At 59.5% G+C, this 22403-nt stretch carries 24 protein-coding genes and 1 pseudogene; 12 read left to right on the top strand and 13 right to left on the bottom strand.

What is annotated here, in order from left to right; all coding sequences use genetic code 11:
* Positions 1–5 precede the first annotated feature (5 nt).
* The 4 genes from ACSHXH_RS00575 (at position 6) to ACSHXH_RS00590 (ending at position 4385) form a co-directional block, all read left to right on the top strand.
* Positions 6–1124, top strand: coding sequence for an extracellular solute-binding protein (locus ACSHXH_RS00575; RefSeq protein ID WP_435669803.1), 1119 nt, complete (start codon positions 6–8; stop codon positions 1122–1124).
* Between the two features lie 90 nt (positions 1125–1214).
* A complete protein-coding gene (locus ACSHXH_RS00580) occupies positions 1215–1502 on the top strand; it encodes a DUF1330 domain-containing protein (RefSeq protein ID WP_435669804.1) in 288 nt (95 codons plus the stop codon).
* 3 nt (positions 1503–1505) lie between these two features.
* Positions 1506–3191: an ABC transporter permease gene (locus ACSHXH_RS00585; protein WP_435669805.1), complete on the top strand. Its 1686-nt coding sequence runs from the start codon at positions 1506–1508 to the stop codon at positions 3189–3191.
* A gap of 3 nt (positions 3192–3194) precedes the next feature.
* Positions 3195–4385 (top strand): ABC transporter permease, encoded by a 1191-nt coding sequence (locus ACSHXH_RS00590; RefSeq protein ID WP_435669806.1) that lies wholly within the window; start codon positions 3195–3197, stop codon positions 4383–4385.
* 76 nt (positions 4386–4461) lie between these two features.
* Here ACSHXH_RS00590 and ACSHXH_RS00595 read toward each other — a convergent pair whose 3' ends face one another.
* A complete protein-coding gene (locus ACSHXH_RS00595) occupies positions 4462–5331 on the bottom strand; it encodes a branched-chain amino acid aminotransferase (protein WP_435669807.1) in 870 nt (289 codons plus the stop codon).
* Positions 5332–5492: 161 nt separating this feature from the next.
* On the opposite strand from ACSHXH_RS00595, the gene ACSHXH_RS00600 reads away from it, so the two are divergent.
* Genes ACSHXH_RS00600 through dxs form a run of 6 tightly spaced genes read left to right on the top strand, consistent with a single transcriptional unit; the run spans position 5493 to position 10751 of the window.
* Positions 5493–6002 (top strand): MarR family winged helix-turn-helix transcriptional regulator, encoded by a 510-nt coding sequence (locus tag ACSHXH_RS00600; protein ID WP_435669808.1) that lies wholly within the window; start codon positions 5493–5495, stop codon positions 6000–6002.
* 1 nt (position 6003) lies between these two features.
* Positions 6004–6705, top strand: coding sequence for a response regulator (locus ACSHXH_RS00605; RefSeq protein ID WP_435669809.1), 702 nt, complete (start codon positions 6004–6006; stop codon positions 6703–6705).
* Between the two features lie 54 nt (positions 6706–6759).
* A complete protein-coding gene (locus ACSHXH_RS00610) occupies positions 6760–7686 on the top strand; it encodes a histone deacetylase family protein (protein WP_435669810.1) in 927 nt (308 codons plus the stop codon).
* On the top strand, positions 7683–7925 hold the full coding sequence (locus tag ACSHXH_RS00615) for an exodeoxyribonuclease VII small subunit (RefSeq protein WP_435669811.1): 243 nt from the start codon (positions 7683–7685) through the stop codon (positions 7923–7925). The genes ACSHXH_RS00610 and ACSHXH_RS00615 overlap by 4 nt, the downstream gene beginning before the upstream one ends.
* 9 nt (positions 7926–7934) lie before the next feature.
* Positions 7935–8804: a polyprenyl synthetase family protein gene (locus ACSHXH_RS00620; protein ID WP_435669812.1), complete on the top strand. Its 870-nt coding sequence runs from the start codon at positions 7935–7937 to the stop codon at positions 8802–8804.
* Between the two features lie 21 nt (positions 8805–8825).
* Positions 8826–10751: a 1-deoxy-D-xylulose-5-phosphate synthase gene (dxs, locus tag ACSHXH_RS00625; RefSeq protein ID WP_435669813.1), complete on the top strand. Its 1926-nt coding sequence runs from the start codon at positions 8826–8828 to the stop codon at positions 10749–10751.
* Here dxs and ACSHXH_RS00630 read toward each other — a convergent pair.
* The 4 genes and pseudogenes from ACSHXH_RS00630 to ACSHXH_RS00645 form a co-directional block, all read right to left on the bottom strand.
* A complete protein-coding gene (locus tag ACSHXH_RS00630; protein WP_435669814.1) occupies positions 10748–11380 on the bottom strand; it encodes an exopolysaccharide biosynthesis protein in 633 nt (210 codons plus the stop codon). The two genes, dxs and ACSHXH_RS00630, sit on opposite strands and share 4 nt — an antisense overlap.
* On the bottom strand, positions 11377–12240 hold the full coding sequence (locus ACSHXH_RS00635; RefSeq protein WP_435669815.1) for an SDR family oxidoreductase: 864 nt from the start codon (positions 12238–12240) through the stop codon (positions 11377–11379). Before ACSHXH_RS00635 ends, ACSHXH_RS00630 begins: the two co-directional genes overlap by 4 nt.
* Positions 12241–12309: 69 nt before the next feature.
* Positions 12310–13065 carry a class II aldolase and adducin N-terminal domain-containing protein gene (locus tag ACSHXH_RS00640; RefSeq protein ID WP_435669816.1) on the bottom strand — a complete coding sequence of 252 codons (756 nt, stop codon included), beginning with the start codon at positions 13063–13065 and terminating at the stop codon, positions 12310–12312.
* 109 nt (positions 13066–13174) lie between these two features.
* Positions 13175–13582: pseudogene (locus tag ACSHXH_RS00645) on the bottom strand (VOC family protein).
* A gap of 100 nt (positions 13583–13682) precedes the next feature.
* On the opposite strand from ACSHXH_RS00645, the gene ACSHXH_RS00650 reads away from it, so the two are divergent.
* Both ACSHXH_RS00650 and ACSHXH_RS00655 read left to right on the top strand, forming a co-directional pair.
* Positions 13683–15167 (top strand): AMP nucleosidase, encoded by a 1485-nt coding sequence (locus tag ACSHXH_RS00650; protein WP_435669817.1) that lies wholly within the window; start codon positions 13683–13685, stop codon positions 15165–15167.
* A gap of 184 nt (positions 15168–15351) precedes the next feature.
* Complete coding sequence (locus tag ACSHXH_RS00655; RefSeq protein ID WP_435669818.1) at positions 15352–15639, top strand: HU family DNA-binding protein; 288 nt, start codon at positions 15352–15354, stop codon at positions 15637–15639.
* A 53-nt stretch (positions 15640–15692) separates the two neighbouring features.
* Here the strand turns inward: ACSHXH_RS00655 and mnhG are convergent, their stop codons facing one another.
* The 8 genes from mnhG to ACSHXH_RS00695 are packed head-to-tail and all read right to left on the bottom strand — an operon-like array spanning position 15693 to position 22320.
* Complete coding sequence (gene mnhG / locus ACSHXH_RS00660; protein WP_435669819.1) at positions 15693–16052, bottom strand: monovalent cation/H(+) antiporter subunit G; 360 nt, start codon at positions 16050–16052, stop codon at positions 15693–15695.
* Positions 16045–16344: a monovalent cation/H+ antiporter complex subunit F gene (locus ACSHXH_RS00665; protein WP_435669820.1), complete on the bottom strand. Its 300-nt coding sequence runs from the start codon at positions 16342–16344 to the stop codon at positions 16045–16047. The genes mnhG and ACSHXH_RS00665 overlap by 8 nt, the downstream gene beginning before the upstream one ends.
* Positions 16344–16823, bottom strand: coding sequence for a Na+/H+ antiporter subunit E (locus ACSHXH_RS00670; RefSeq protein ID WP_435669821.1), 480 nt, complete (start codon positions 16821–16823; stop codon positions 16344–16346). The genes ACSHXH_RS00665 and ACSHXH_RS00670 overlap by 1 nt, the downstream gene beginning before the upstream one ends.
* Positions 16820–18316, bottom strand: a complete 1497-nt coding sequence (locus ACSHXH_RS00675; protein ID WP_435669822.1) for a Na+/H+ antiporter subunit D — start codon at positions 18314–18316, stop codon at positions 16820–16822. Before ACSHXH_RS00675 ends, ACSHXH_RS00670 begins: the two co-directional genes overlap by 4 nt.
* Positions 18313–18675 (bottom strand): Na+/H+ antiporter subunit C, encoded by a 363-nt coding sequence (locus ACSHXH_RS00680; protein WP_435669823.1) that lies wholly within the window; start codon positions 18673–18675, stop codon positions 18313–18315. The genes ACSHXH_RS00675 and ACSHXH_RS00680 overlap by 4 nt, the downstream gene beginning before the upstream one ends.
* The gene (locus tag ACSHXH_RS00685) at positions 18675–19094 is read right to left on the bottom strand and encodes a Na+/H+ antiporter subunit B (protein WP_435669824.1); all 420 of its coding nucleotides are present in this window, start codon (positions 19092–19094) and stop codon (positions 18675–18677) included. The genes ACSHXH_RS00680 and ACSHXH_RS00685 overlap by 1 nt, the downstream gene beginning before the upstream one ends.
* Positions 19091–21349, bottom strand: coding sequence for a putative monovalent cation/H+ antiporter subunit A (locus ACSHXH_RS00690; RefSeq protein WP_435669825.1), 2259 nt, complete (start codon positions 21347–21349; stop codon positions 19091–19093). The genes ACSHXH_RS00685 and ACSHXH_RS00690 overlap by 4 nt, the downstream gene beginning before the upstream one ends.
* Entirely contained in the window at positions 21349–22320 is a 972-nt protein-coding gene (locus tag ACSHXH_RS00695) for a universal stress protein (protein ID WP_435669826.1), read from the bottom strand. The genes ACSHXH_RS00690 and ACSHXH_RS00695 overlap by 1 nt, the downstream gene beginning before the upstream one ends.
* Between the last annotated feature and the right edge of the window lie 83 nt (positions 22321–22403).

Consider the following 22403-nt stretch of genomic DNA (forward strand, 5'->3'; position numbering starts at 1 on the left):
TATTAATGAAACTGACTAAAACACTTCTGGCGACCAGCGCACTTACAGTCGCGGGCGCAGGTGCCTACGCAGCCGGTCACGGTATGTCCGACAGCATGACTCTTGTCAGCTGGGGCGGTGCCTATCAGGCGTCGCAGCAGAACGCGTATGTGGCACCTTACCTGGAAATGAACCCGGGCCTGACTGCGTCCTGGGACGAAAGCTCGGCCGAAGCCGTGGCGAAATTGCGCGCCATGAACGAAGCGGGCAACATCACCTGGGATCTGGTCGACGTGGTTGCCGCTGACGCAATCCGTTTGTGCGACGAAGGTTTGGCGATGGAAATCGACCACGACGCCATGCTTGAGCCTGCGCCCGATGGCACCAGCGCAAGCGATGATTTCGGCGACCTGATCGTCTCTGAATGCTACATCCCGCAGATCGTGTATTCGACCACATTCGGCTATCGCACCGACATGGTCCCGGAAGGTGTCGCGCCTCCGAGCAAGATCTGTGACGTGTTCGATCTGGAAACCTATCCGGGCAAGCGCGCCCTGGAACAGCGTCCGATCAACAACATGGAATGGGCGCTGATGTGTGATGGCGTCGCCAAGGAAGACGTCTATTCCGTGCTGGAAACTGACGAAGGTCAGGACCAGGCCCTCGCCAAGCTGGGCACCATCAAGGACGAAGTGATCTGGTGGTCTGCCGGTGCGGACACGCCGCAGCTTTTGGCGGATGGCGAGATCTTCATGGGTTCGACCTATAACGGTCGTCTGTTCAGCGTGATCGAAGAGCAGGACCAGCCTGTTGCGATGATGTGGGACGCTCAGGTATTTGACCTTGACGGTTGGATCATCCCGACCGGTCTTCCCGAAGATCGTCTGGCGCGCGTGATGGATTTTGTCCGCTTCGCAACCGACACACAGCGTCTGGCGGATCAGGCCAAGTGGATTTCCTATGGTCCGGCACGTGCGTCGTCTGCACCGCTGGTGTCCACACATGCTGATCTGGGCATCGAAATGGCACAGCATATGCCGACCGATCCGGCAAACGCCGCCAACACGTTCCTCTATAACTACGAGTTCTGGGCTGACTACCGCGACGATATCGACGCGAAGTTCCAGGCGTGGTTGGCACGATAAGCCTGATACGGGCGTAGGGCGGGCAGTTTTGCCCGCCTGACTGACATAAGGGTGGGCAAAACTGCCCACCCTGCTTCAAAGGACACTTCCATGCCCAAAGGCTACATCATCGGCCATATCACGGTGAACGATCCCGACGCCTACAAGGAATATATCGAGCGCGATACGCCGATTCTTGAAAGCTTTGGCGCAAGGTTCATTGTTCGGGGCGGACAGTCCGAGACGATGGAGGGCGACACGCAAAATCGCCATGTCGTTATAGAATTCGACGATTACGAGACCGCACAGCGCGCGTATCACGACCCTGCCTATCAGGCGGTCGCAGAGATTCGCCGTCGCACTGCAACAAGCACAATCATTCTAGTCGAGGGCACCTAAGCTATGACTGACGCAGCTATTGAACCCGACAAGATCAAAAGCCCGACCCCGGACAGCGCGCATCGCGCCGCAGATGGGTCCGTTCTGGCCGCGGACGGCACGCCACTGAAGCAATCCTTGAACCGTGCGTTGCGGGCGCAGAAATTGCGGGCTCTGGCGTTGATTTCGCCACTTCTCATTTTCGTGCTGGTCAGCTTTATCGCGCCGATTGGCGACATGCTGTTCCGGTCGGTTGAAAACCAGATCGTGTCCGACACGATGCCGCGCACCGTGGCCGCGCTGGCCGATTATGACGCAAGCTCGGGCGAGCCGCCCAGCGATGCCGTGTTCGAGGCTGCCTATTACGATGTGTTCTTTGCTGCCGAACGCAAGCTGCACACGCGGCTTGGGTCGCGGTTGAACTACGAGCAAACCGGCGCATCGTCGCTTTTCCGCAAGTCTGGCCGTGGCATTGATGACATTGGCGAGGTGTATCAGGATCAGTTCAAAGACCTGAACGCCGATTGGGACGAAGCCCGCCCCTGGGCCGAGCTGATGGGTGATCCGGCATGGATTGCCGCGCAAGAGTCATGGGATGGCGAAGGTTCGATGCCAGCGTTCGTCTTGCGTGACGGCATTGCCGACGTCCTGCCGCGTACGGCTGAATCCTATGCGATCTTCGCGCGCTTCATGCAGATCGACGAAGGCGACAGCCCGCTTGCGGAAGAGCCGTGGACGGTTGTGCATACCGCGCTTTATCAAGACCTGTCCGAGAGCGAACTGTCCGGCTACACCGGTCCGCGTGCCGATATGCTGCAAGCCGCGGATGCGTTGGTTGACAGCCCTGATTTCGAAACCATCGCCTTTCGTGACGGTTTGGAAGAGATTGATGAGGATTGGGTCACTGCCGAGATCTGGCAGACGATCAAGACCTACAGCCCGTCCTACACTGCGGGCTATTTCCTGAATTCCGTGGACATGCAAAAGACCGCAGATGGCCCGGCCCTGCGCGAAGAAGACGAGCGCATCTACGGTCTGCTGTTCCAGCGGACCATGTTCATGAGCCTTGTTATCACCCTAAGCTGTATCATGCTTGGCTATCCGATTGCCTACCTGCTGTCGAACCTTCCTGCGAGCAAGGCAAACCTGTTGATGATCCTTGTGCTGCTGCCGTTCTGGACCTCGCTTCTGGTGCGGACATCGGCGTGGAAGGTGATGCTTCAACAACAAGGGGTGATCAACGACACGTTGGTTTGGCTTGGCCTTGTGGCCGATGATGCGCGTCTGACGATGATCAACAACCAGTTCGGTACGATTGTGGCGATGACGCATATCCTGCTGCCGTTCATGATCCTGCCGATGTATTCGGTGATGTCGACGATCCCGCAGACCTATGTGCGAGCGGCCAAATCGCTGGGCGCAACCAACTGGACATCGTTCTGGAGGGTCTATTTCCCGCAATCGGTGCCGGGCATTGGCGCGGGGTCGATCCTCGTGTTCATCCTGTCCATCGGTTACTATATCACGCCGGAAATTGTGGGTGGCACGTCGGGTATCTTTATCTCGAACCGGATTGCCTATCACATCTCAAGCTCGCTCAACTGGGGCCTTGCGGCTGCGTTGGGGACGATCCTGCTGGTGGTGGTTCTGTTGCTCTACTGGGCCTACGATCGGATCGTTGGCATCGACAACGTGAAACTGGGGGGCTGAACCATGTCGGACGCCATTCTCACACCTATCGAGAAAAAGCCCATCGGGTTCACCGCTGGCGTGCTTGCTGCGGCGGGCGCCTTTGCCGGGTTGTTCATCGGCACGGCCCAAGGATCAGGTCTGATGGGCATCGTCGTGGGGGCTGCGCTGATGGCGGGGTTTGCCTTTGTGGCGATGCAGGTCTTGGGCGAAACACTTGAAAAGCCGGTGCGCTGGGGCGTCATTGCGGCAGCCGCATTGGGTGGATATCTGTTCAGTGCGGTGCCCGGATTTATCCTTGGCGCGTTGTTCGGCTGGTTCTTTGGCTGGTTCATCTACTGGGTCGGCATGGGCCGCTACCGGGCCCATCTGGTGCCTTACCTCACCGGCAGACAAGTGTTGTGGCACTACACGTTCCGGGTGATCTGCGGCGCGATCTTTATTTTTCTGATCACCCCGATCATCGTGGTGATGCCGTTGTCATTCAATGCGCAGGACTTCTTCACCTTCACACCAGAGATGTTGCGCTTTGATCCGGCGGGCTATAGCCTCAAGCATTACCGTGACTTCCTGACCAACCCGGAATGGACCAGCGCGGTGAAGAACTCGCTGATGATTGCGCCGGTTGCGACGCTGATCTCGGTCACGCTTGGCACGCTGGCGGCCATCGGCCTGAGCCAAAGCCATGTGCCCGGCAAGCGTGCGATCATGGCGATCCTGATTTCGCCGATGATTGTGCCGTTGATCATCTCGGCGACAGGCATGTATTTCTTCTATTCCAAGATCGGTCTTGTCGGCACTTATTGGGGCATCGTCCTGGCGCATGCTGTTCTGGGCATTCCCTTTGTGATCATCACCGTGACCGCAACGCTGGTTGGCTTTGACAAGTCCCTGACGCGGGCGGCGGCGAATATGGGAGCCAACCCGGTGACCACCTTCTTCAAGGTGCAGATGCCGCTGATCTTGCCGGGGGTGATCTCGGGCGGGTTGTTCGCGTTCATCACGTCGTTTGACGAGGTGGTTGTGGTGCTGTTCATCGGATCGGCAGAATTGCAGACCTTGCCGTGGCAGATGTTCACCGGTCTGCGCGAGCAGATTTCGCCAACCATCCTTGCCGCTGCCACGATCCTTGTGGGGATTTCGATCTGTCTTTTGACCGTGGTCGAGATCCTGCGCCGCCGGTCTGAGAAGTTGCGCGGTATGTCGCCGGGGTAATTTCACATTCCTTGGAACCAAAGAAAAAGCCCTGCACCAGATGATGCAGGGCTTTTTCCGTCATATGGGTGTGCGATCAGCTGCGAACCAGCGTCTCGTAGCCTTCTGCGATTTCGCGGGTCAGGGCACCAACCTCAAACGTGAAGTCGCCGATCTGGCCAACAGGCGTGACCTCGGCAGCTGTGCCGGTGAGCCAGCACTGTTCGAACCCTTCGAGTTCTTCCGGCATGATGTGACGCTCATGTACGGTGATGTTGCGCTCTTTGAGCATGCCGATCACGGTCTGGCGGGTGATCCCGTTCAGGAAGCAGTCGGGCGTCGGTGTGTGTACTTCGCCGTCTTTGACGAAGAAGATATTGGCCCCCGTCGCCTCGGCCACATACCCGCGATAGTCGAACATCATGGCGTCGGAGCAGCCTTTTGCTTCAGCCGCGTGTTTGGACATGGTGCAGATCATGTAAAGACCGGCGGCCTTGGCGTGGCTTGGGATTGTCTCGGGCGACGGGCGCTTCCATTTGGAGATGTCGAGCTTGGCCCCCTTCATCTTTGCGTCGCCGTAATAGGCGCCCCATTCCCAGCTTGCGATGGCCAGGCGCACGGGGTTGCGCGCAGAGGCGACACCCATATCTTCGCCCGCACCGCGCCATGCGATGGCACGGACATAGGCGTCAGACTTGCCATTTGCCGCCAGCACGGCCGCTTTGGCTGCTTCGATCTCATCCACTGTGTAGGGGATTTCAAAGTCGATCATCTGCGCCGAGCGCTTCAGGCGTTCGGAGTGATCGCGCGACTTGAAAATCTTGCCGCCATAGGCGCGTTCGCCCTCGAAGACCGAGCTGGCATAGTGCATTGCATGGGTCAGGATGTGGACATTGGCATCGCGCCAGTCGATGAGCTGGCCGTCCATCCAGATCGTTCCGTCGCGGTCATCATAGGTTCCGGCCATTTCAATTCTCCTCGCTCGGATTTTCATTAATTGCGCAATAAAGGTCCGTATCGGACATAATGTTGCGCCAAAACTGAGATTCGCTACCATTTGATCCTTGGAATGTCAACAAGACTGACGTATTTTCAAGACCAAGAAAAAGACGGAGTGGGTGGCAGAACATGGCAGACGGACACACGCAAAACACATCGAGCGGACAGGCACTGCTGTACCTCACTGATGAACAGCTGCGGCAGGGGATCGAGGCGATGTTCTTTGCCTATCGCGGGTTCACCGCGGATCCCGACCGTATTCTTGAAGGTCTGTCTTATGGACGTGCCCATCATCGGGCGATCCATTTCATCCATTGCGCGCCGGGTACAACGGTGAACAACCTGCTGGCCATTCTGGGTGTCACCAAGCAATCGCTGAACCGTGTGTTGCGCACCTTGATCGAAGATGGTCTTGTGACAAGCCATGTGGGACGCAGCGACAAAAGAGAGCGGCATTTGACACTCACCGAGGCCGGAAGCGCGCTGGAACAGCAATTGTCCGATGCACAGCGCGTGCGCATGCGCGACGCGTATCGCAAGGCCGGGCCGGACGCGGTGGCGGGGTTCAAGACTGTGCTGGAAGCGATGATGGATGATGACATGCGCGGCGCTTACCACGCGATGCGAGAGGGGCGCTGATATGGCCGATCCTGATGCCCACCTGCTGATTGTCGACGATGACGAACGCATTCGCGGCCTGTTGCAGAAATTCCTGATCCGCAACGGGTTTCTGGTCAGCGCTGCGCGCGACGCGGCCCATGCAAGGCGCATTCTGTCGGGGCTGGATTTCGACCTGATCGTTCTGGATGTGATGATGCCCGGCGAGGATGGCATTAGTCTGACACGGGGAATCCGCGAGCGGTCGTCGACGCCGATCCTGTTGCTGACCGCACGGGCCGAAACCGAAGACCGGATTGCAGGGCTTGAGGCAGGGGCAGATGATTACCTTGCCAAACCGTTCGAACCGAAAGAGCTGTTGTTGCGGATCAATGCGATCCTGCGGCGGATGCCGGAACAGGTCGCCGATGATGGCGCGCCGAAATACCTGAGCTTGGGCCCGATCCGCTATGACACCGAACGCGCCGAGATGTGGCGGGGCGAAGACCTTGTGCGCCTGACCTCGACCGAGATCCAGCTGATGAAGGTCTTTGCCGCCAAACCCGGTGAAGCGCTGAGCCGGATGCAATTGGTCGAGGAACTGGGCCGCGACCGCAGTCAGAGCCAGGAACGCGCGGTGGATGTGCAGATCACTCGCCTGCGCCGCAAGCTTGAGGACAACCCGAAACAGCCCCGCTACCTGCAAACGGTGCGTGGTGCCGGGTATATGCTTGCGCCCGACTGACGGGTTTGGTCTTTGCATATTTGAAAAAAGAAGAAGCAAAAGGGGGACGCGCGCATGGCGACGGCATTGATCACGCATGCAGATTGTCTGGATCATATCACGCCCGACGGTCATCCCGAACGGGTGGCGCGGCTTGAGCATGTGTTGCATGCGCTCCAAGGGCTGGACCTGCGGCGCGAAGCGGCCCCTTTGGTGGACATGGCGCATCTGGCGTATGTCCACCCGCAGGCGCATGTTGATGCAATTCTGAACGGCGCGCCGGATCAGGGGTTCACCCAGCTTGATGCGGACACCTGGATGTCGCCGAACAGTGTGCCTGCGGCTTTGCGGGCTGCGGGGGCCGTGGTGAAGGCGGTGGATATGGTGCTGGGCGGTGAGGTGGGGAACGCGTTCTGCGCCATTCGCCCGCCCGGTCACCATGCCGAAACCGCGACGCCCATGGGGTTCTGCCTGTTCGGCAATGCGGCTATCGGGGCGAAACACGCGCTTGAGGCGCATGGGCTGAACCGCGTTGCCGTGGTGGATTTCGACGTGCATCACGGCAATGGCACGCAGGATTTGCTGTGGGCCGAGCCGCGTGCATTTACGGTCACCAGCCAGCAGATGCCGCTTTGGCCCGGGACAGGCGATCCGTCTGAACGCGGCGGTCATGACAACGCGCTGAACATCGCGCTGCCACCCGAGTCGGGCGGGGCCGAGATGCGCGCCGCCTACGAGGGTCAGGTGTTCCCGCGTCTGCGCGCCTTTGCGCCGGAATTGATCATCATTTCTGCCGGGTTTGACGCACATCAGGATGATCCGCTGGCCCAGCTTTGTTGGTCGACCGAGGATTTCCGCTGGCTTACCGAAGAGCTGTGCGCGCTGGCGCAAGAGCTGTGCGGCGGGCGCATCGTCTCGACACTCGAAGGTGGGTATGATTTGACTGCGCTGGCAAAAGGTGCGCGCGCGCATGTAGACGTTTTGATGGAGGCCGCGTCATGAGCGACACACCCGTAGACGAGATGAGCTTTGAAGCGGCGATGGCCGAGCTTGAAAAAGTCGTGGGGCAGCTGGAGCGCGGGGATGTGGCGCTGGAGCAATCCATCGCGCTTTACGAACGAGGTGCTGCATTGAAAAAGCGCTGCGAAGCCAAGCTGAACGAAGCGCAGGAAAAGGTCGCCGCGATCACGCTGGACGCGGATGGTCAGCCCAAGGGCACCGCGCCGTTCGACGCCGAGTAAGACAGGGCGATGTTTTCCGACGCGCTGCGCCGTGATGCCGATGCCATTGGCGCACATTTGACCAAGGTTCTGACGGGCGGGCCTGATCTGCCGGTGATCGACGGCATGCGCTATGCGCTGTCAGGTGGCAAACGGCTGCGCGGGTTTCTGGTGCTCGAAGGTGCGCGGTTGCACGGTGTGCCAGAGGCACACGCGATCTGGGCGGCGGCGGCGATTGAGGCAATCCACGCCTACAGTCTTGTGCATGATGACCTGCCTTGCATGGATGACGACGATCTGCGGCGCGGCCTGCCCACGGTGCATCGCAAATGGGATGACGGTACAGCTGTGCTTGTGGGTGATGCGTTGCAGGCCCTTGGGTTCGAACTGGTGCTGGACCCAGCCTGCCATGCGAACGCGGCTGTGCGCGCCGATCTGGCGTCAAGTCTTGCGCGGGCTTCGGGGCACAGGGGTATGGTGCTGGGACAGGCGTTGGACATTCTGGCCGAAACCGCAGCGACGCCGCTGACCTTGGACCAGATCACCCGGTTGCAGGCGGGCAAGACAGGCGCGCTGATCGTGTGGTCTGCCGAGGCGGGGGCGCGGTTGGCGCAGGTCGATCCCGCGCCATTGACGGCATATGCGACGGCGCTGGGCCTTGCCTTTCAAATCGCCGACGACATTCTGGACGTTGAGGGCGATGAGACTACAGTTGGCAAGGCAGTCGGCAAAGATGCGCACCGGGGTAAGGCCACGTTTGTGTCGCTGCTTGGACTGGATGGCGCGAAACGCCGGGCGTCCGAGTTGGTCACTGCCGCCTGTGATGCCTTGTCACCCTATGGGGACCGGGCACAAACCTTGAATGACGCAGCGCAGTTCGTTATCTCGCGCGACACCTGATGCGACCCGGAGGCGCGGCCCATGTCCTTTTCTACAGCGACCCCGCTTCTGGATACGGTGACATCACCGGCTGATCTGAAGCGCTTTTCCGATACACAGCTTGAGCAATTGGCAGACGAGCTGCGGCGCGACACGATTGCCCATGTCTCCCGGACGGGCGGGCATTTGGGTGCGGGCCTCGGTGTGGTCGAACTGACCGTGGCGTTGCATGCGATTTTCGACGCGCCGCGCGACAAGATCGTCTGGGATGTGTCGCACCAGTGTTATCCGCACAAGATCCTGACCGGGCGGCGCGCGCGTATGGGCACGCTGCGGCAAGAGGACGGGCTGTCAGGTTTTACCAAACGGTCAGAATCTCCGTATGATCCGTTTGGTGCTGCGCACAGTTCGACCTCTATTTCAGCCGCGCTTGGCTTTGCCGTCGCGCGTGATCTGGGCGGCAATTGCGACACCGGGCATGGCGACGCGATTGCGGTGATCGGCGACGGAGCGATGAGCGCGGGCATGGCCTATGAGGCAATGAACAATGCGGGCCATTTGAAAAAGCGGCTGATCGTCATTCTGAACGACAACGAAATGAGCATCGCACCCCCGGTCGGCGCGTTGTCGTCCTACCTGTCGCAGCTATATGCAGGTGCGCCGTTTCAGGATTTCAAAGAGGCGGCCAAAGGCGCGGTGAGCCTGCTGCCGCCTCCGTTCCGGGAAGGGGCAAAGCGCGCCAAGGATCTTCTCAAGGGCATGGCCGTGGGCGGCACCTTGTTCGAGGCGCTGGGCTTTTCCTATGTTGGGCCAATTGACGGGCATGATCTGGACCAGCTTTTGCCGGTGCTGCGCACGGTCAAGGATCGTGCGGATGGGCCGATCCTCATTCATGTGCTGACCAAGAAGGGCAAGGGCTATGGCCCGGCCGAAGACTCTGCCGATCGCGGGCATGCGCGGGCCAAGTTCGACCTTGTGACCGGAGAGCAGAAGAAAGCGCCGTCAAACGCGCCGAGCTATACCAAGGTCTTCGCCGATGCGCTGTTGCAGGAAGCGGCGGACGATCCGATGATCTGTGCGGTCACGGCTGCGATGCCCGATGGTACGGGGTTGGACCTGTTTGCCGAGCGCTACCCGTCGCGGACGTTTGACGTGGGGATCGCCGAACAGCATGGCGTGACGTTCTGCGCCGGATTGGCGGCAGGCGGGTTGAAGCCGTTCTGCACGCTGTATTCGACATTCCTGCAACGGGGCTATGATCAGGTGGTGCATGACGTGGCCATTCAACGCTTGCCGGTGCGCTTTGCGATTGACCGGGCAGGTCTGGTCGGGGCCGATGGTGCGACCCATGCGGGAAGCTATGACATTGCTTTTCTGGCGAACCTGCCGGGGTTTGTTGTGATGGCAGCGGCGGACGAGGCCGAGCTGAAGCATATGGTCGCCACCGCCGTCGCGCATAACGAAGGTCCGATTGCGTTCCGGTATCCGCGGGGCGAAGGGCAGGGCGTTGAGATGCCCGAGCGCGGCCAGATTTTACCAATTGGTAAAGGGCGGATGATCCGCGAGGGCAGCAAGGTTGCGATCCTATCTTTTGGCACCCGTCTGGGCGAGGTTCTGACCGCCTGCGAGGCGCTTGAGGCCAAAGGCATCACGCCGACGGTGGCCGATGCCCGTTTTGCCAAGCCGCTGGACCGGGATCTGATCCTGAAACTGGCGGCAGAACACGAGGCACTGATCACCATCGAAGAAGGGGCTGTTGGTGGATTTGGCAGCCATGTGGCCCAGCTTTTGGCCGAAGAAGAGGTGTTCGACCACGGGCTGAAATTCCGCTCCATGGTGCTGCCGGATATCTTTATTGATCAGGCTAGTCCGGCGGCGATGTATGCTGTAGCAGGGCTGAATTCTGAACAGATCGAACAGAAAGTGTTGGATGTGCTGGGCGTCGCGGCGATTGGCAAACGGGCCTAGAACAGCCCGGCGATCAATGCAGCCACGACCGATAGCGACAGCCCGAGCACGGTATAGCCCGCGATCAGGACAAATCCGTCCCGCACCATCAGCGCAAACGCAATAAGGGCGACGCCGGTGGCGCTCACGGATGTGAACATCGGCAGAATTTCCAGAAACGGCCATGTGGCCGCGACGCTCATCACCGCCAAGAGGGCGATCCGGTCCATGGGTGCGGCGGACAGGAACCGCAGCCTGTCGCGGCTGTTGCGGTCGAGACATGCCGCAGGTTTGCGCAAGAATGCCACGGCGCGGGTCAGTTGGTCCTTGCGCAGCCGTCGTGTGGCAAGGAACCGTGGCAACCACAGGTGTGTGCGTCCGAAAAACGCCTGTATCGAAATGGTCAGGATCACCAAACCGCCAAGCGTTGGCATCAGCGGGATGATCGACAGTGGAGACACGAGGATCAGTGACGGGATCAGCAACGCAGCCCCGAAGGAACGGGCACCCACACGGTCCAACATCTCCTGAATGGTCAGCCCGTCTTGCGCATCATGTGTCTGGGTGCCCGCGCCGGTCGTTGGCATGTCCGGATCAAGCGCATCAAGAAGACTGGTCAGCGATCTTGGTGCCCTGGGGTCGGATGTCACGGTTTGGTTTGCTCTGCGGCAAGGATGGCGGCGAGACCAGTCCGGTAATCGGGATATTGCAAGGTTATGCCAAGGTCTGATTTGATCCGGTCATTCCGCACCCGTTTGCTTTCGGCATAAAAGCTGCGCGCCATGGGGGACAGTTCGGCATCCTCGAACGCCTGTTCGGGCGGTGCCTCGACCCTGAGCAGGGTGGCGGCGTGGGCAATCACGTCCTGCGGCGGTGCAGGATCGTCATCGCACAGGTTATAGGCGGTGCCCGGTTTGGGATGGCTCATCGACGCCTCAAGCACCAATGCGATATCTTCGACATGGATGCGGCTGAACACCTGACCGGGCTTGATGATCCGGCGGGCAGTGCCGTCGCGCACCTTGGCGAAGGGGCCACGACCGGGTCCGTAAATTCCCGCGAGACGGAAGATATGCAGCGACAGACCCGCAATGGCCGACCAAGCGGCTTCGGCCCTGACACGCCGGCGGCCACGTTCGGTGGCTGGCGTGAGCACCGCGCTTTCATCCACCCAGTCGCCCTGCGCATCGCCGTAAACGCCGGTTGTGGACAGATAGCCCACCCAGTCGAGCCTTGCTGCCTGTGCCGCGATATCGGCTTTCAAAAGGGCCAGCGTCGGGTCGCCTGTTTCGGTTGGGCCTGCGGAGACGAGCAGGTGACTGGCGTTTTCCAACCACGGCAGAATGGCGTCTCTGTCCCACAAAAGCGGTGTGATCCCTTGGGCGCGCAGGGCCGTGAAATTGTCCGGGTCGCGTGTTGTGCCCGCAATGCGCCAGCCCTGCGGCACGAGCCGCTTGGCCAGATAGGCCGCGCTGTAGCCGTGGCCGAGAGAGAGCAATGTCTTTTCCATAAGCAAGACGTGGTACGCCAAATTCCAAAAACAAGCGGGCGCCGAGCTGCCTCGCTGATTTGTTAACGTTCATGCGGCGTAATCAGATCCCTCGGCGTCGAGAATTTTTTTCAATTCGTCCAGATGGCGGGCGTCTTGCTCCGGGTAGCCTTCGAGTTCTTGGGCTGTTTTCTCGGCAATCTCGTCCGAGAGCACTTTCAACGGCTGGCCTGTTTGCAGCGCGCGGATATAGGTCTCGGCGGCGCGTTCGAAGTAATATAGACGGTTGAACGTGTCGGCCACGCTGTCGCCAATCACCATGATGCCGTGATTGCCCATGATCATGACCTTTTGCTTGGGGTCAGAGAAAAGCTGTGCACAGCGTTCGCCTTCTTCTTCAAAGGCCAGCCCTCCGTAATGGCTGTCGATCACGGTACGGTTGAAGAAGGTGGCACAGTTCTGGTCGATCGGGGGCAAGCGCGGGTCTTGCAGGCAGGCCAGAACGGTGGCGTGGATCGAATGGACGTGCATGGCGCAGCGCGCATGGGGGCAATGCCGATGCAGACCGCCGTGCAGGCCCCATGCAGTGGGGTCGGGCGCGTTTGGTCCGTTCAACGTGTCGGGATCATTGGCATCCACGACCAAGAGGTCGCTGGCCTTGATCCGGGCGAAATGGACCTGATTGGGGTTCATCAAAAACTGGGTGCCATCGTCGTTGATTGACAGGCTGAAATGGTTGGCGACGCCTTCATGCATGTTCAGGCGTGCGGTCCAGCGAAAGGCGGCGGCAAGGTCAACTCGTTCCTGCCAGTGATCTATGTTGCGGGCCAAGTGCGTGACGGTCATGAGTGCCTCCTGTGGTTTTCCCCAGACCAAGCCGTCTGTGCGCCGAAGTCAAGCCGTGCGTGGTCGGATATCGCGTCCGGCATTTGCGCAGGGTGGATCAGAGCGGACGCTACGGCACCCATGCATAGCCATCGGTGCACAGCAGGTAACATTCGCGTAGGCCGTGCGGTTTGTCGGTGGGCGCTTGCAGCACAGTGAACCCTGCCGCTTGGGCCAAGGTGCAGGCGTGATCCGGGTCCGTGTCATACAGACGGATCTCAAGCCCGGCGCCGCGCGGTGGGTTTTCCGGCACCAGCCCCAGCAACGGGTTTGCGCCATAGGTCGTGTCTGCGTGGAGTTGAAACACCTAATCGCCATAGCACATGATGGCGAAATCATCCGATAGCCTGTGTGCGGCCATGCCAAACACCTGGGACAGCTGCGTGGCCAGGTGGCGCACATCGCGGGTGATCAGGTTCAGGCCCAGCCCACGCAAGCTTGCGCCAAACGCCTTTGGGGTGACGGTTTCGTAATCCATCAGGCTGCAAACGCTCCTCGTGATTGTGGATAGCTTGATTGCGTGTCATGGACCTGTCAACCTGCACCAAAAGCAGGTGAACACATAAGAAAGGCAGGCCATGCAGGACCGTTCGATCAATCTGGACATCCTTTCACCGGAGGCACCATCGCCGGAACGGTTCGACACTGCGACGGCTGCCGTTGACCGCCTCTGTGCCCTTTATGATCAGGCGACCCGCTTTTTGTGTGACAGTTTTCAGACCGCGATGGAGCAGGGGCATCCCGGTGTGCGCTACCGGGCGTTTTACCCCGAAGTGCGGATTACCACGACCAGCTTTGCCAAGGTGGACAGCCGTCTGAGCTTTGGTCACGTGTCGCATCCCGGCACCCATGCCGCGACGATCACGCGGCCTGACCTGTTTCGGCACTATCTGGAACAGCAGATCACACTTTTGCTTGAAAACCACGGCGTGCCGATCGAAATCGGGATCTCGGACACCCCGATGCCAGTGCATTTCGCGGTGGCCAATGATGCGGCGATCACCGTGCCACAAGAAGGCGCTGCCGATTTTATCCTGCGTGACGTGTTCGACGTGCCCGACCTTGCGACGACCAATGACGATATCGTCAACGGTGTGGCCAAGCCCGCGCCGGATGGAACCGAACCGCTTGCCCCGTTCACAGCGCAGCGCGTGGATTATTCATTGGCGCGCCTGTCGCATTATACTGCGACCGACCCGCATCATTTCCAGAACCACGTGTTGTTCACCAACTACCAGTTTTACGTGGCCGAGTTTGAAGCCTATGCGCGCGCGCAATTGGCTGATCCGGACAGCGGGTACACAAGTTTTGTCAGCACCGGTAATTCCGAGATTTTTTCAGCTGACGATGTGTTGCCTGCGGTCGACAAGATGCCCCAGATGCCGACCTACCACCTCAAGCGCAAAGGCGGGGCGGGGATCACGCTGGTCAATATCGGGGTGGGTCCGTCGAATGCGAAAACCGCAACTGACCATATCGCCGTGTTGCGCCCGCATGCGTGGCTGATGGTGGGGCATTGTGCCGGTCTGCGCAATTCGCAAAGCCTTGGGGATTTCGTGCTGGCCCATGCCTATCTGCGCGAAGATCGCGTGCTGGATGACGATCTGCCCGTCTGGGTGCCGATCCCGGCGCTTGCAGAAATACAGATCGCGTTGGAGCGGGCGGTGGCGGCAGAAACGCAGCTTGAGGGATATGACCTCAAGCGGATCATGCGGACAGGCACCGTGGCCAGTGTCGACAACCGCAACTGGGAATTGCGCGACCAGCAGGGCCCGGTTCAGCGGCTAAGCCAGAGCAGGGCTGTTGCGCTTGATATGGAAAGTGCGACGATTGCCGCAAACGGGTTCCGGTTCCGGGTGCCTTACGGCACGTTACTGTGTGTGAGTGACAAGCCGTTGCACGGCGAATTGAAGCTGCCTGGCATGGCGTCGGATTTTTATAAAACACAGGTTGCACGGCATTTGATGATCGGGATTCACGCCATGGAACATCTGCGCGACATGCCTCTTGAGCGTATTCACAGCCGCAAGCTGCGCAGCTTTGAGGAAACAGCGTTCCTCTAAGCGATTCTTGGTTTTTGCGACGCCGCGGCCAATTTGTTTGTTCCACCCCATGAAAACTGGGGGAAAAGCATAAAAAAAGGCGAAAATCACTTGGTAAAGGTCCACCAACCGTTGTGTTTCCCCTCAATATACGGTTAGTTTTTCGTCACGAGGCCCAAGATCGGGCAGTGAAGGAGACCACGAAATGGCGAAACCAATGACCAAGACCCAGCTTGTGGCCGCTCTGGCCGAAGAAATGGGCAGCGACAAGAAAACCGCAGGCGCTGCACTGGAGGCAGTCACCGGCATCATCACCAAAGAAGTATCCGGCGGCGGCGCTGTGACACTTCCCGGTGTTGGCAAGATCTATTGCCGCGAGCGGCCCGAGCGCATGGTGCGCAACCCGGCCACTGGTGAGCAGTTCAAGAAAGAAGCGGACAAAGTGGTCAAGATGACCATTGCGAAAGCTCTCAAGGACAGCGTAAACGGCTGATCCGACTTTTGGACATGCTGAAAAGGCCGCTCGTTTGAGCGGCCTTTTTTGTATCAGCTGTCTTTCGGCACGTCATGCGCCTTGAGCAGGGCTTCTTTGGATGCGTCCTCTGGGAGGTCTTCGTTCTTCCACAGGGGCACGCCCGTCGACAAAACCGACCGGCCCATCATATGCGCCCCGATTGGCGCGGTGAGAAGAATGAACAGCATGATCGCTATGACGCGGATGGTGATGTCCGAACTGCCATAGACAATCGCACAGCCCGCCAGGATCAGCCCTGTGGACAGCGTCCCGATCTTTGTGGAGGCATGCATGCGGATCAGCACGTCTGGCATCCTGAGAAGGCCAAGCGCGCCGATGATGGCGAACACGCCACCAAGGATAATGAGACAGCCTGCGACGACCTCAATCATCTGACGCCTCCTTTCGGTTGCGAAGGGTGTTGCGTTCGGCAAAGCGGGCCAGCGCCACGGTTGCGAGGAACCCGACCAGCGCCAGCACCAGCGCCACGTCAAGGAATGCGCTGGTGCCATAGCGCACAGCAGCGAGGCCACAGAAGGCCACGATGGCCACGGTCATGAAATCAAGCGCGACCACACGATCCTGAAGGCTTGGCCCTTTGACCATGCGAATAAAGGCCATCACCACCGACAGCACCACGCACATGAACCCGATCTCAAGACTGAGTTCCAGAAATCCGTTCATTATGTCCCCTCCACAGCGTCAATGACCCAACGCTCCATACCGTCTTTCAGGCTACGACGCAGTGCGTCGTGATCGTCGGCAAACATCGCATGCACCAGCAGCGTCTTGCGATCCTCACTCACGTCAAGGCTTAGCGTGCCGGGGGTGAGCGATATCAGATTGGTGACCAGCAGGATGCCGGTATCGGTCTTTACATCCAGTGGCACCTCGATGATCGCAGGGCGCGACCGGTGGCGGGGTGTCAGGATGTCAAAGGCGACAGCAAGGCTTGAGACGATCAGTTCATAGTGGAACATCACGATCAGCTTGATCCACGCTGTCACCCGTTTGAAATACGTGCTGGTGCCCAGAAGTGGCTGGATCAGCCAAAGCGCGCCATAGCCAATCACGAACCCGGTTGTCAGCCCGACCAGTGACACACTGCCCGTAAAGGCAACCCAGGCGATGGCCAGAATGATGTTCAATCCAAAGGTGTTCATGGCTGTTCCCCCAACACCGCAGCAATATAGGCCGATGGATCAAGAAGCTGCGCTGCCGAATCCTGGGCGAATTGCACAAACGGTTCGGGCATCACCCCGATCATCACGGTCAGCGCGGCCAGACCAGCAATCGGGATCAAGAGCGCGGCGCGATCCCGGCCAGACAGCGACGACAATTTGGGTTCGATCCCGTCGGGATGCGGTTCCCAGAACGCCTGCGCCCAGATCTTGGTCATTGAGTAGATCGTCAACAGACCCACCGCGAGGGCGATCCCGGCAATGAACCACGCCTGAATATCGAGCGCCGCCTTGACCAGAAGGAACTTCGCCCAGAAGCCTGACAATGGTGGAAAGCCGGCAAGCGAAAAGGCCGGGATGACGAACAGAACGGCCAAGAGCGGAGCCGATTTGTAGAGGCCCCCAATGCGCGCAAGCTCGGTTCCGCCAGCGATCTTGTTGGCGACCCCTGCAATCAGGAACAGATTCGCTTTTACGACGATGTGGTGGACGAGGTAGAACACCGCCCCCACGAGGGCCAGCGGCGTCAGCAGGGCCAGGCCAAGGATCATGTAGCCAATCTGACTCACGATGTGGAACGACAGGATCTTGCGCATATCGCTTTGTGCCGCTGCACCCAGAACACCCACAACCATCGTCAGGCCCGCGACCCACAGCAGGATCGTATGGGTGAACGCGGTGTCGTGGTCAAAGATCAGCGTGAACATCCGCATCAGGGCATAGACCCCCACCTTGGTCAGAAGCCCGGCAAACACCGCCGATACCGAAAACGACGGGGTGTGGTAGGATGCAGGCAGCCAGAAAAACAGCGGGAACACCGCAGCCTTGACCCCGAAGGCAATCATGAACAGCACTGCAACCACGGTCAAAAGCTGCTGGTCCGCACCGTCCACCGCCGACGCCAGATCAGCCATGTTGAGCGTGCCAGTCATGCCATACAAAAGGCCGATGCCTGTCAGGAACATGATCGTGGACACAAGGTTCAGGGCCACGTATTTCACGCCGCCGTCGATCTGTTCGGGGCGTCCGCCCAGCACCAGAAGGCCGAAGGACGCGATCAGCATGACCTCGAACCAGACATAGAGGTTGAACAGGTCGCCTGTGATGAACGCCCCGACCACACCCGCGATCAGCATGTTGAACAGCGCGTGATAGCCCAGCCGCTCCATGTGTTCGTCCACATCGGCCAAAGCATAGACCGACACCGCAACGGCGACGATGGCCGTGATCAGGACCATCACCGCTGACAGAAGGTCCGCGACAAGTGTGATGCCAAAGGGGGCAGGCCATTGGCCCATTTGCCCGGCAATCACGCCTTCGCGCAGCACGGCGTTCATCAAGAGAAGGGACACGGCCAAAAGAACGCCCGAGCCGATCACCGAAACCCAGCGGCCCCACGGGGACACGCGCATGAGGAAAGCCAGAACCGCAGTTATGAACGGGATGACGATAGGTAGTGCGAGAAGCCAGCTCACTTGTGCGCCTCTTCAGGTTCGGCCAGGCGCATGTCGTCCGGCGTCAGGGAATTGAGCGTGGTCCACGCGCGGAAGACCAGCACGATGGCAAAGGCAAAAAGGCCAAAACCGATCACGATAGCCGTCAGGACAAGCGCCTGTGGCAATGCGTTGGCGATGTCACCCAGCGGTGCGTCAGCGCCTTCGGGGATCAGCGGCGGGGCGCCCGTGGTCAGGCGTCCGGCGACAAAGATTGTCAGGTTTGCGGCGTTCGAAATCAGGACCAGCCCGAAGATGAACCGCAGCAGGTGGTTTGACAGCATCAGGTAAACCGATGAGGTCACCAGAACACCGATGGTGATGGCAAAGAGGAATTCCATCAGATTTCTTCCTCCATTGCGAAGACAAGGGTCAGGATCGACCCGAAAACCACGAGATAGACACCGATGTCAAAGACCAGCACCGTAGACAGGGGCAGGCCCTTGTCTGTTTCCGTTGCCCCGATAAAAAGCCATTGCCCGGTGAACAGCGCGTCTCCGAACACCGCAGCGAAGAGGCCCGCCGCAAGCGCGATACCCAGCCCCCAGATCGCTAGGGTCTGCGGCAGAACACGCAACGCCGCGCGGGCGTCTTGGGTGCCGCAGGCTATCGCATATAGCACGAACCCGGTTGCGCCGGTCAGGCCACCGATAAAGCCGCCCCCCGGTTCGTTATGGCCGCGCAGCATCATGTAGAAGGAAAACACCAGCAGCAGCCCGGCAAGGTACCGCGTGCCGACGCGCAGGATGACGGAGTTCATTTTTGGTCTCCTTTGCGTGTGGTGCGCAGCAGCGCATAGGCGGACAGGGCCGCGATCACGACGACCGCGATTTCGCCAAAAGTGTCAAGCGCGCGGAAATCCACGAGGATCACGTTGACGATGTTGCGGCCATAAGCTTCGGGCCAGCTTGTCGCTTCGAAATAGTCGGTCAGCCGCAGGTCAAGCGGCGAGGACACAACCGCCACAAGGATCAATGTCACAGACACGCCCATTGCGATGGACAGCGCGGCGTGACCCAACCGGAACTCGGCCTTGGGCAGTGAGGGCAGGCGCAGCATCACAATCGCCACCAGCACCACAACAAGCGTTTCCACAAGAAGCTGGGTGATCGCCACATCTGGCGCGCTGAACAAGATGAAGATCAGCGCGATACCGATCCCGACCACGCCAAGCGCTGCAATCCCGGCGATGCGCGAACTGGTGACTAGTGCAAGGATCGACCCGGCAATCGTCAAAAGCGCGATTGAGGCATGCTTCCATTCAACGTCTGACAGATCAACGTTGATCGCAGGCAGGCCGGTATAGACAAAGGTCAACAGCACACCGGAGGCAATCGTCAGGAACGTGACTGACAAATAGCTGGAGAGTTTGCCATTTTGCACAAGCTGAGTTTGCCACTTCGCAAAGCCTTTCAGCCCGTCAAGAAAGCGGTCCCATCCCCGGTCGAGGTTTGGAATGGCGTTAAAGCCACGATCCAGCATCGCGCGCAGTTTGACGTGGGTCATGTAGATGAGGATACCCAGAACAAAAGTCGCAACACTAAGCAGGAGCGGGATGTTGAACCCGGCCCAAAGCTTCAGCTCTTTCGCCTCGCTGACCTCGCCGGTCAGGGAGATTACCATCGGGTTGATCAACGACACCTGCAACAGGTCGGGATAGATGCCAAAGATCGCGCCAAGGCTGGCCAGGATGATCGGCCCGGCCCACATCTGCCAGGGGGCCTCGCGCGGGGATTGATCCGACGGCACGCTGCCTTGCCAGAACGGGCGCAGGGCAACCACAGCCGCAACGGCCAGCATCAACGCGTTCGCCAAGAGCGCTGCACCTGCCACCAATATGGGTTCCGACGCCACGGCAATCGCGCCGGCATATTTCAGCTCTTTGCCGATAAAGCCAAGGAAGGGTGGAAAGCCCGCCATAGACAGCGCCGCAAGTGCAGCCGCGACGGTGGTGATCGGCATCAGCCGCCTGAGCCCGCCCAGTTGATCTGTCTCGCGGGTGCCGGTCGACAGGTCGATACAGCCCACCACCAAAAACAGCGCCGCTTTGTAAAGCGAATGCACGATCAGGAAGGTCGCAAAAGCGGTCATTGCGTAGCCGGACTCTTGCCCCAGGAACAGCGTGAGCGTGCCAAGCGCCATCAGCGTGGTATAGGCCAATGCTTGCTTCAGGTCGGTCTGGCGCAGGGCCAAAAGGCTTGCGAAGACGGCGGTTGCGGCTCCGAGTGCTGTGAGCGTCCAAAGCCACACATCGGTGCCGGACATCGCCGGGTGCATGCGCGCCATGACATAGATGCCTGCTTTGACCATCGTGGCTGAATGCAGAAACGCGCTGACCGGGGTGGGCGCGGCCATGGCGTTGGGCAGCCAGAAATGGAACGGCACCTGTGCCGATTTGGTAAAGGTGCCCGCCAGCAACAGGATCAGGATGGGCAGGTACATCGCATGCGCCTTGAGATCGTCGCCCATCGTCAGCAGGCCCGAAATGCTGGTTGTGCCGGACACGGCTGCCAGCAGGATCAGACCCGCCAGAAACGCGAGCCCGCCCGCGCCGGTGACAAAAAGCGCCTGCAACGCGTTGCGGCGGCTTTTCTCGGCCTCATGCGAAAAGCCGATCAGCATGTACGAGGTCAGCGTTGTCAGTTCCCAAAAGACAAACAACACAATCAGATCGTCGGCCAGAACCAGCCCCAGCATCGACACCATGAAGGCCGTCAGGAACAAGGCAAACCGGGCATATTGCGGATGTCCAGCAAGGTAGGTGTTCGAATACAACAGCACCAGCGTGCCGATGCCCGAAATCAGCAAGGAGAACGTGAGGCTGAGTCCGTCGACCAGAAACGCCAGTTCAATCCCAAGCGATGGAATCCACGGGACCGATACGCGAATGATCTCTTGCGCGGCAATCGTCGGGATCATGGATGCAAAAAAGACAAACAGCGCTGCGGCAAACAGAATGGGGATGACCCCGGTTATGCCATTCGCGTTTACGTCTTTTGGAAAGCCACCAGCCATCAGATAGATACCTCTTGCGAACCTGCGCCAACGGGCGATTGAAATCCCGAAGCCTTGGCCGTCAGCACCGAACAGCTGACGTGATTTAAAACGGTCTCGGCCGTGTTGCCGATGAAAAACCCTGCGACGCCCGTGCGAGTCAGAGTGCCCATGACGATCGTGTCGATCCCTTCGGCGGCCACGTGCTCGGGAATCACATCGCCCGCGACGCCCTTGATATGCAGCACGCGCATGATGTCTTCAAACGCGGAAAAGCCCGAAACCAATGATTGCAGACGCTCTTTGCTTGACGCTTGCGCTTTTGCAACCAATCGGTTGATGTCCTGATCCGAAATGTCGGCGATCCCGTGCCGCAAGGTGGCCTCTTCCTGAAGTCGCCAAACCGTCATCACGTCCAGTTTTGCGCCATCGCTGCGCGCAAGCGACGTGGCCATTTCCATCAGCGCATGGTTCAGCCCGTCGCGCGCGGCATCGTTCGGGTCTGGATCGACCGCCACTAGGATACGCCGGGCGCGTGGTTCCGCGGCAGAATTGATAATCCAGACGGGGCAGGGGCATTTGCGCAACAGGTGCATATCGGCGCCGGGAAAGAACCGGCGTCCGCCGACGCGATGCGCGCCCTTGACCACAAGGTCATGCCCGTTGCGCAGGACATGCCTGATGATTTCGATAAAGGGTGTGCCAATCAGCAGCTTTGTGTCGACCGCGATGCCCTTGTCGCGCAGCATCTTTGCACGGTCTGCAAGTTTCGCCTGGTGCACGGCAACAACCGCTTCGCCAAGTGCCTGACTGCCTAATCCGGGGATCACCGAAAAAAGCTTGGACACATCGCTGGCCCCGCCGCTGTCGATTGTGCTGACAAGCGTCACGGCGGCATCATTGGCCGTGGCAAGCCAGATCACGCGGTCCAGCGCCATCTCATGTGCGCTTTGGTCATCGCACACAAACAGAATGTTCTTGAATCGCTGCACGCGGAACGCCCCTTAACCCACTATCCGAGATAGGATGGTGGGTCTCATTGACCAAATCGAAAATACGCGTAGTTTTGATAGAA

The sequence above is a fragment of the Marivita sp. genome, assembly GCF_051251565.1.
Lineage (GTDB): Bacteria > Pseudomonadota > Alphaproteobacteria > Rhodobacterales > Rhodobacteraceae > Marivita.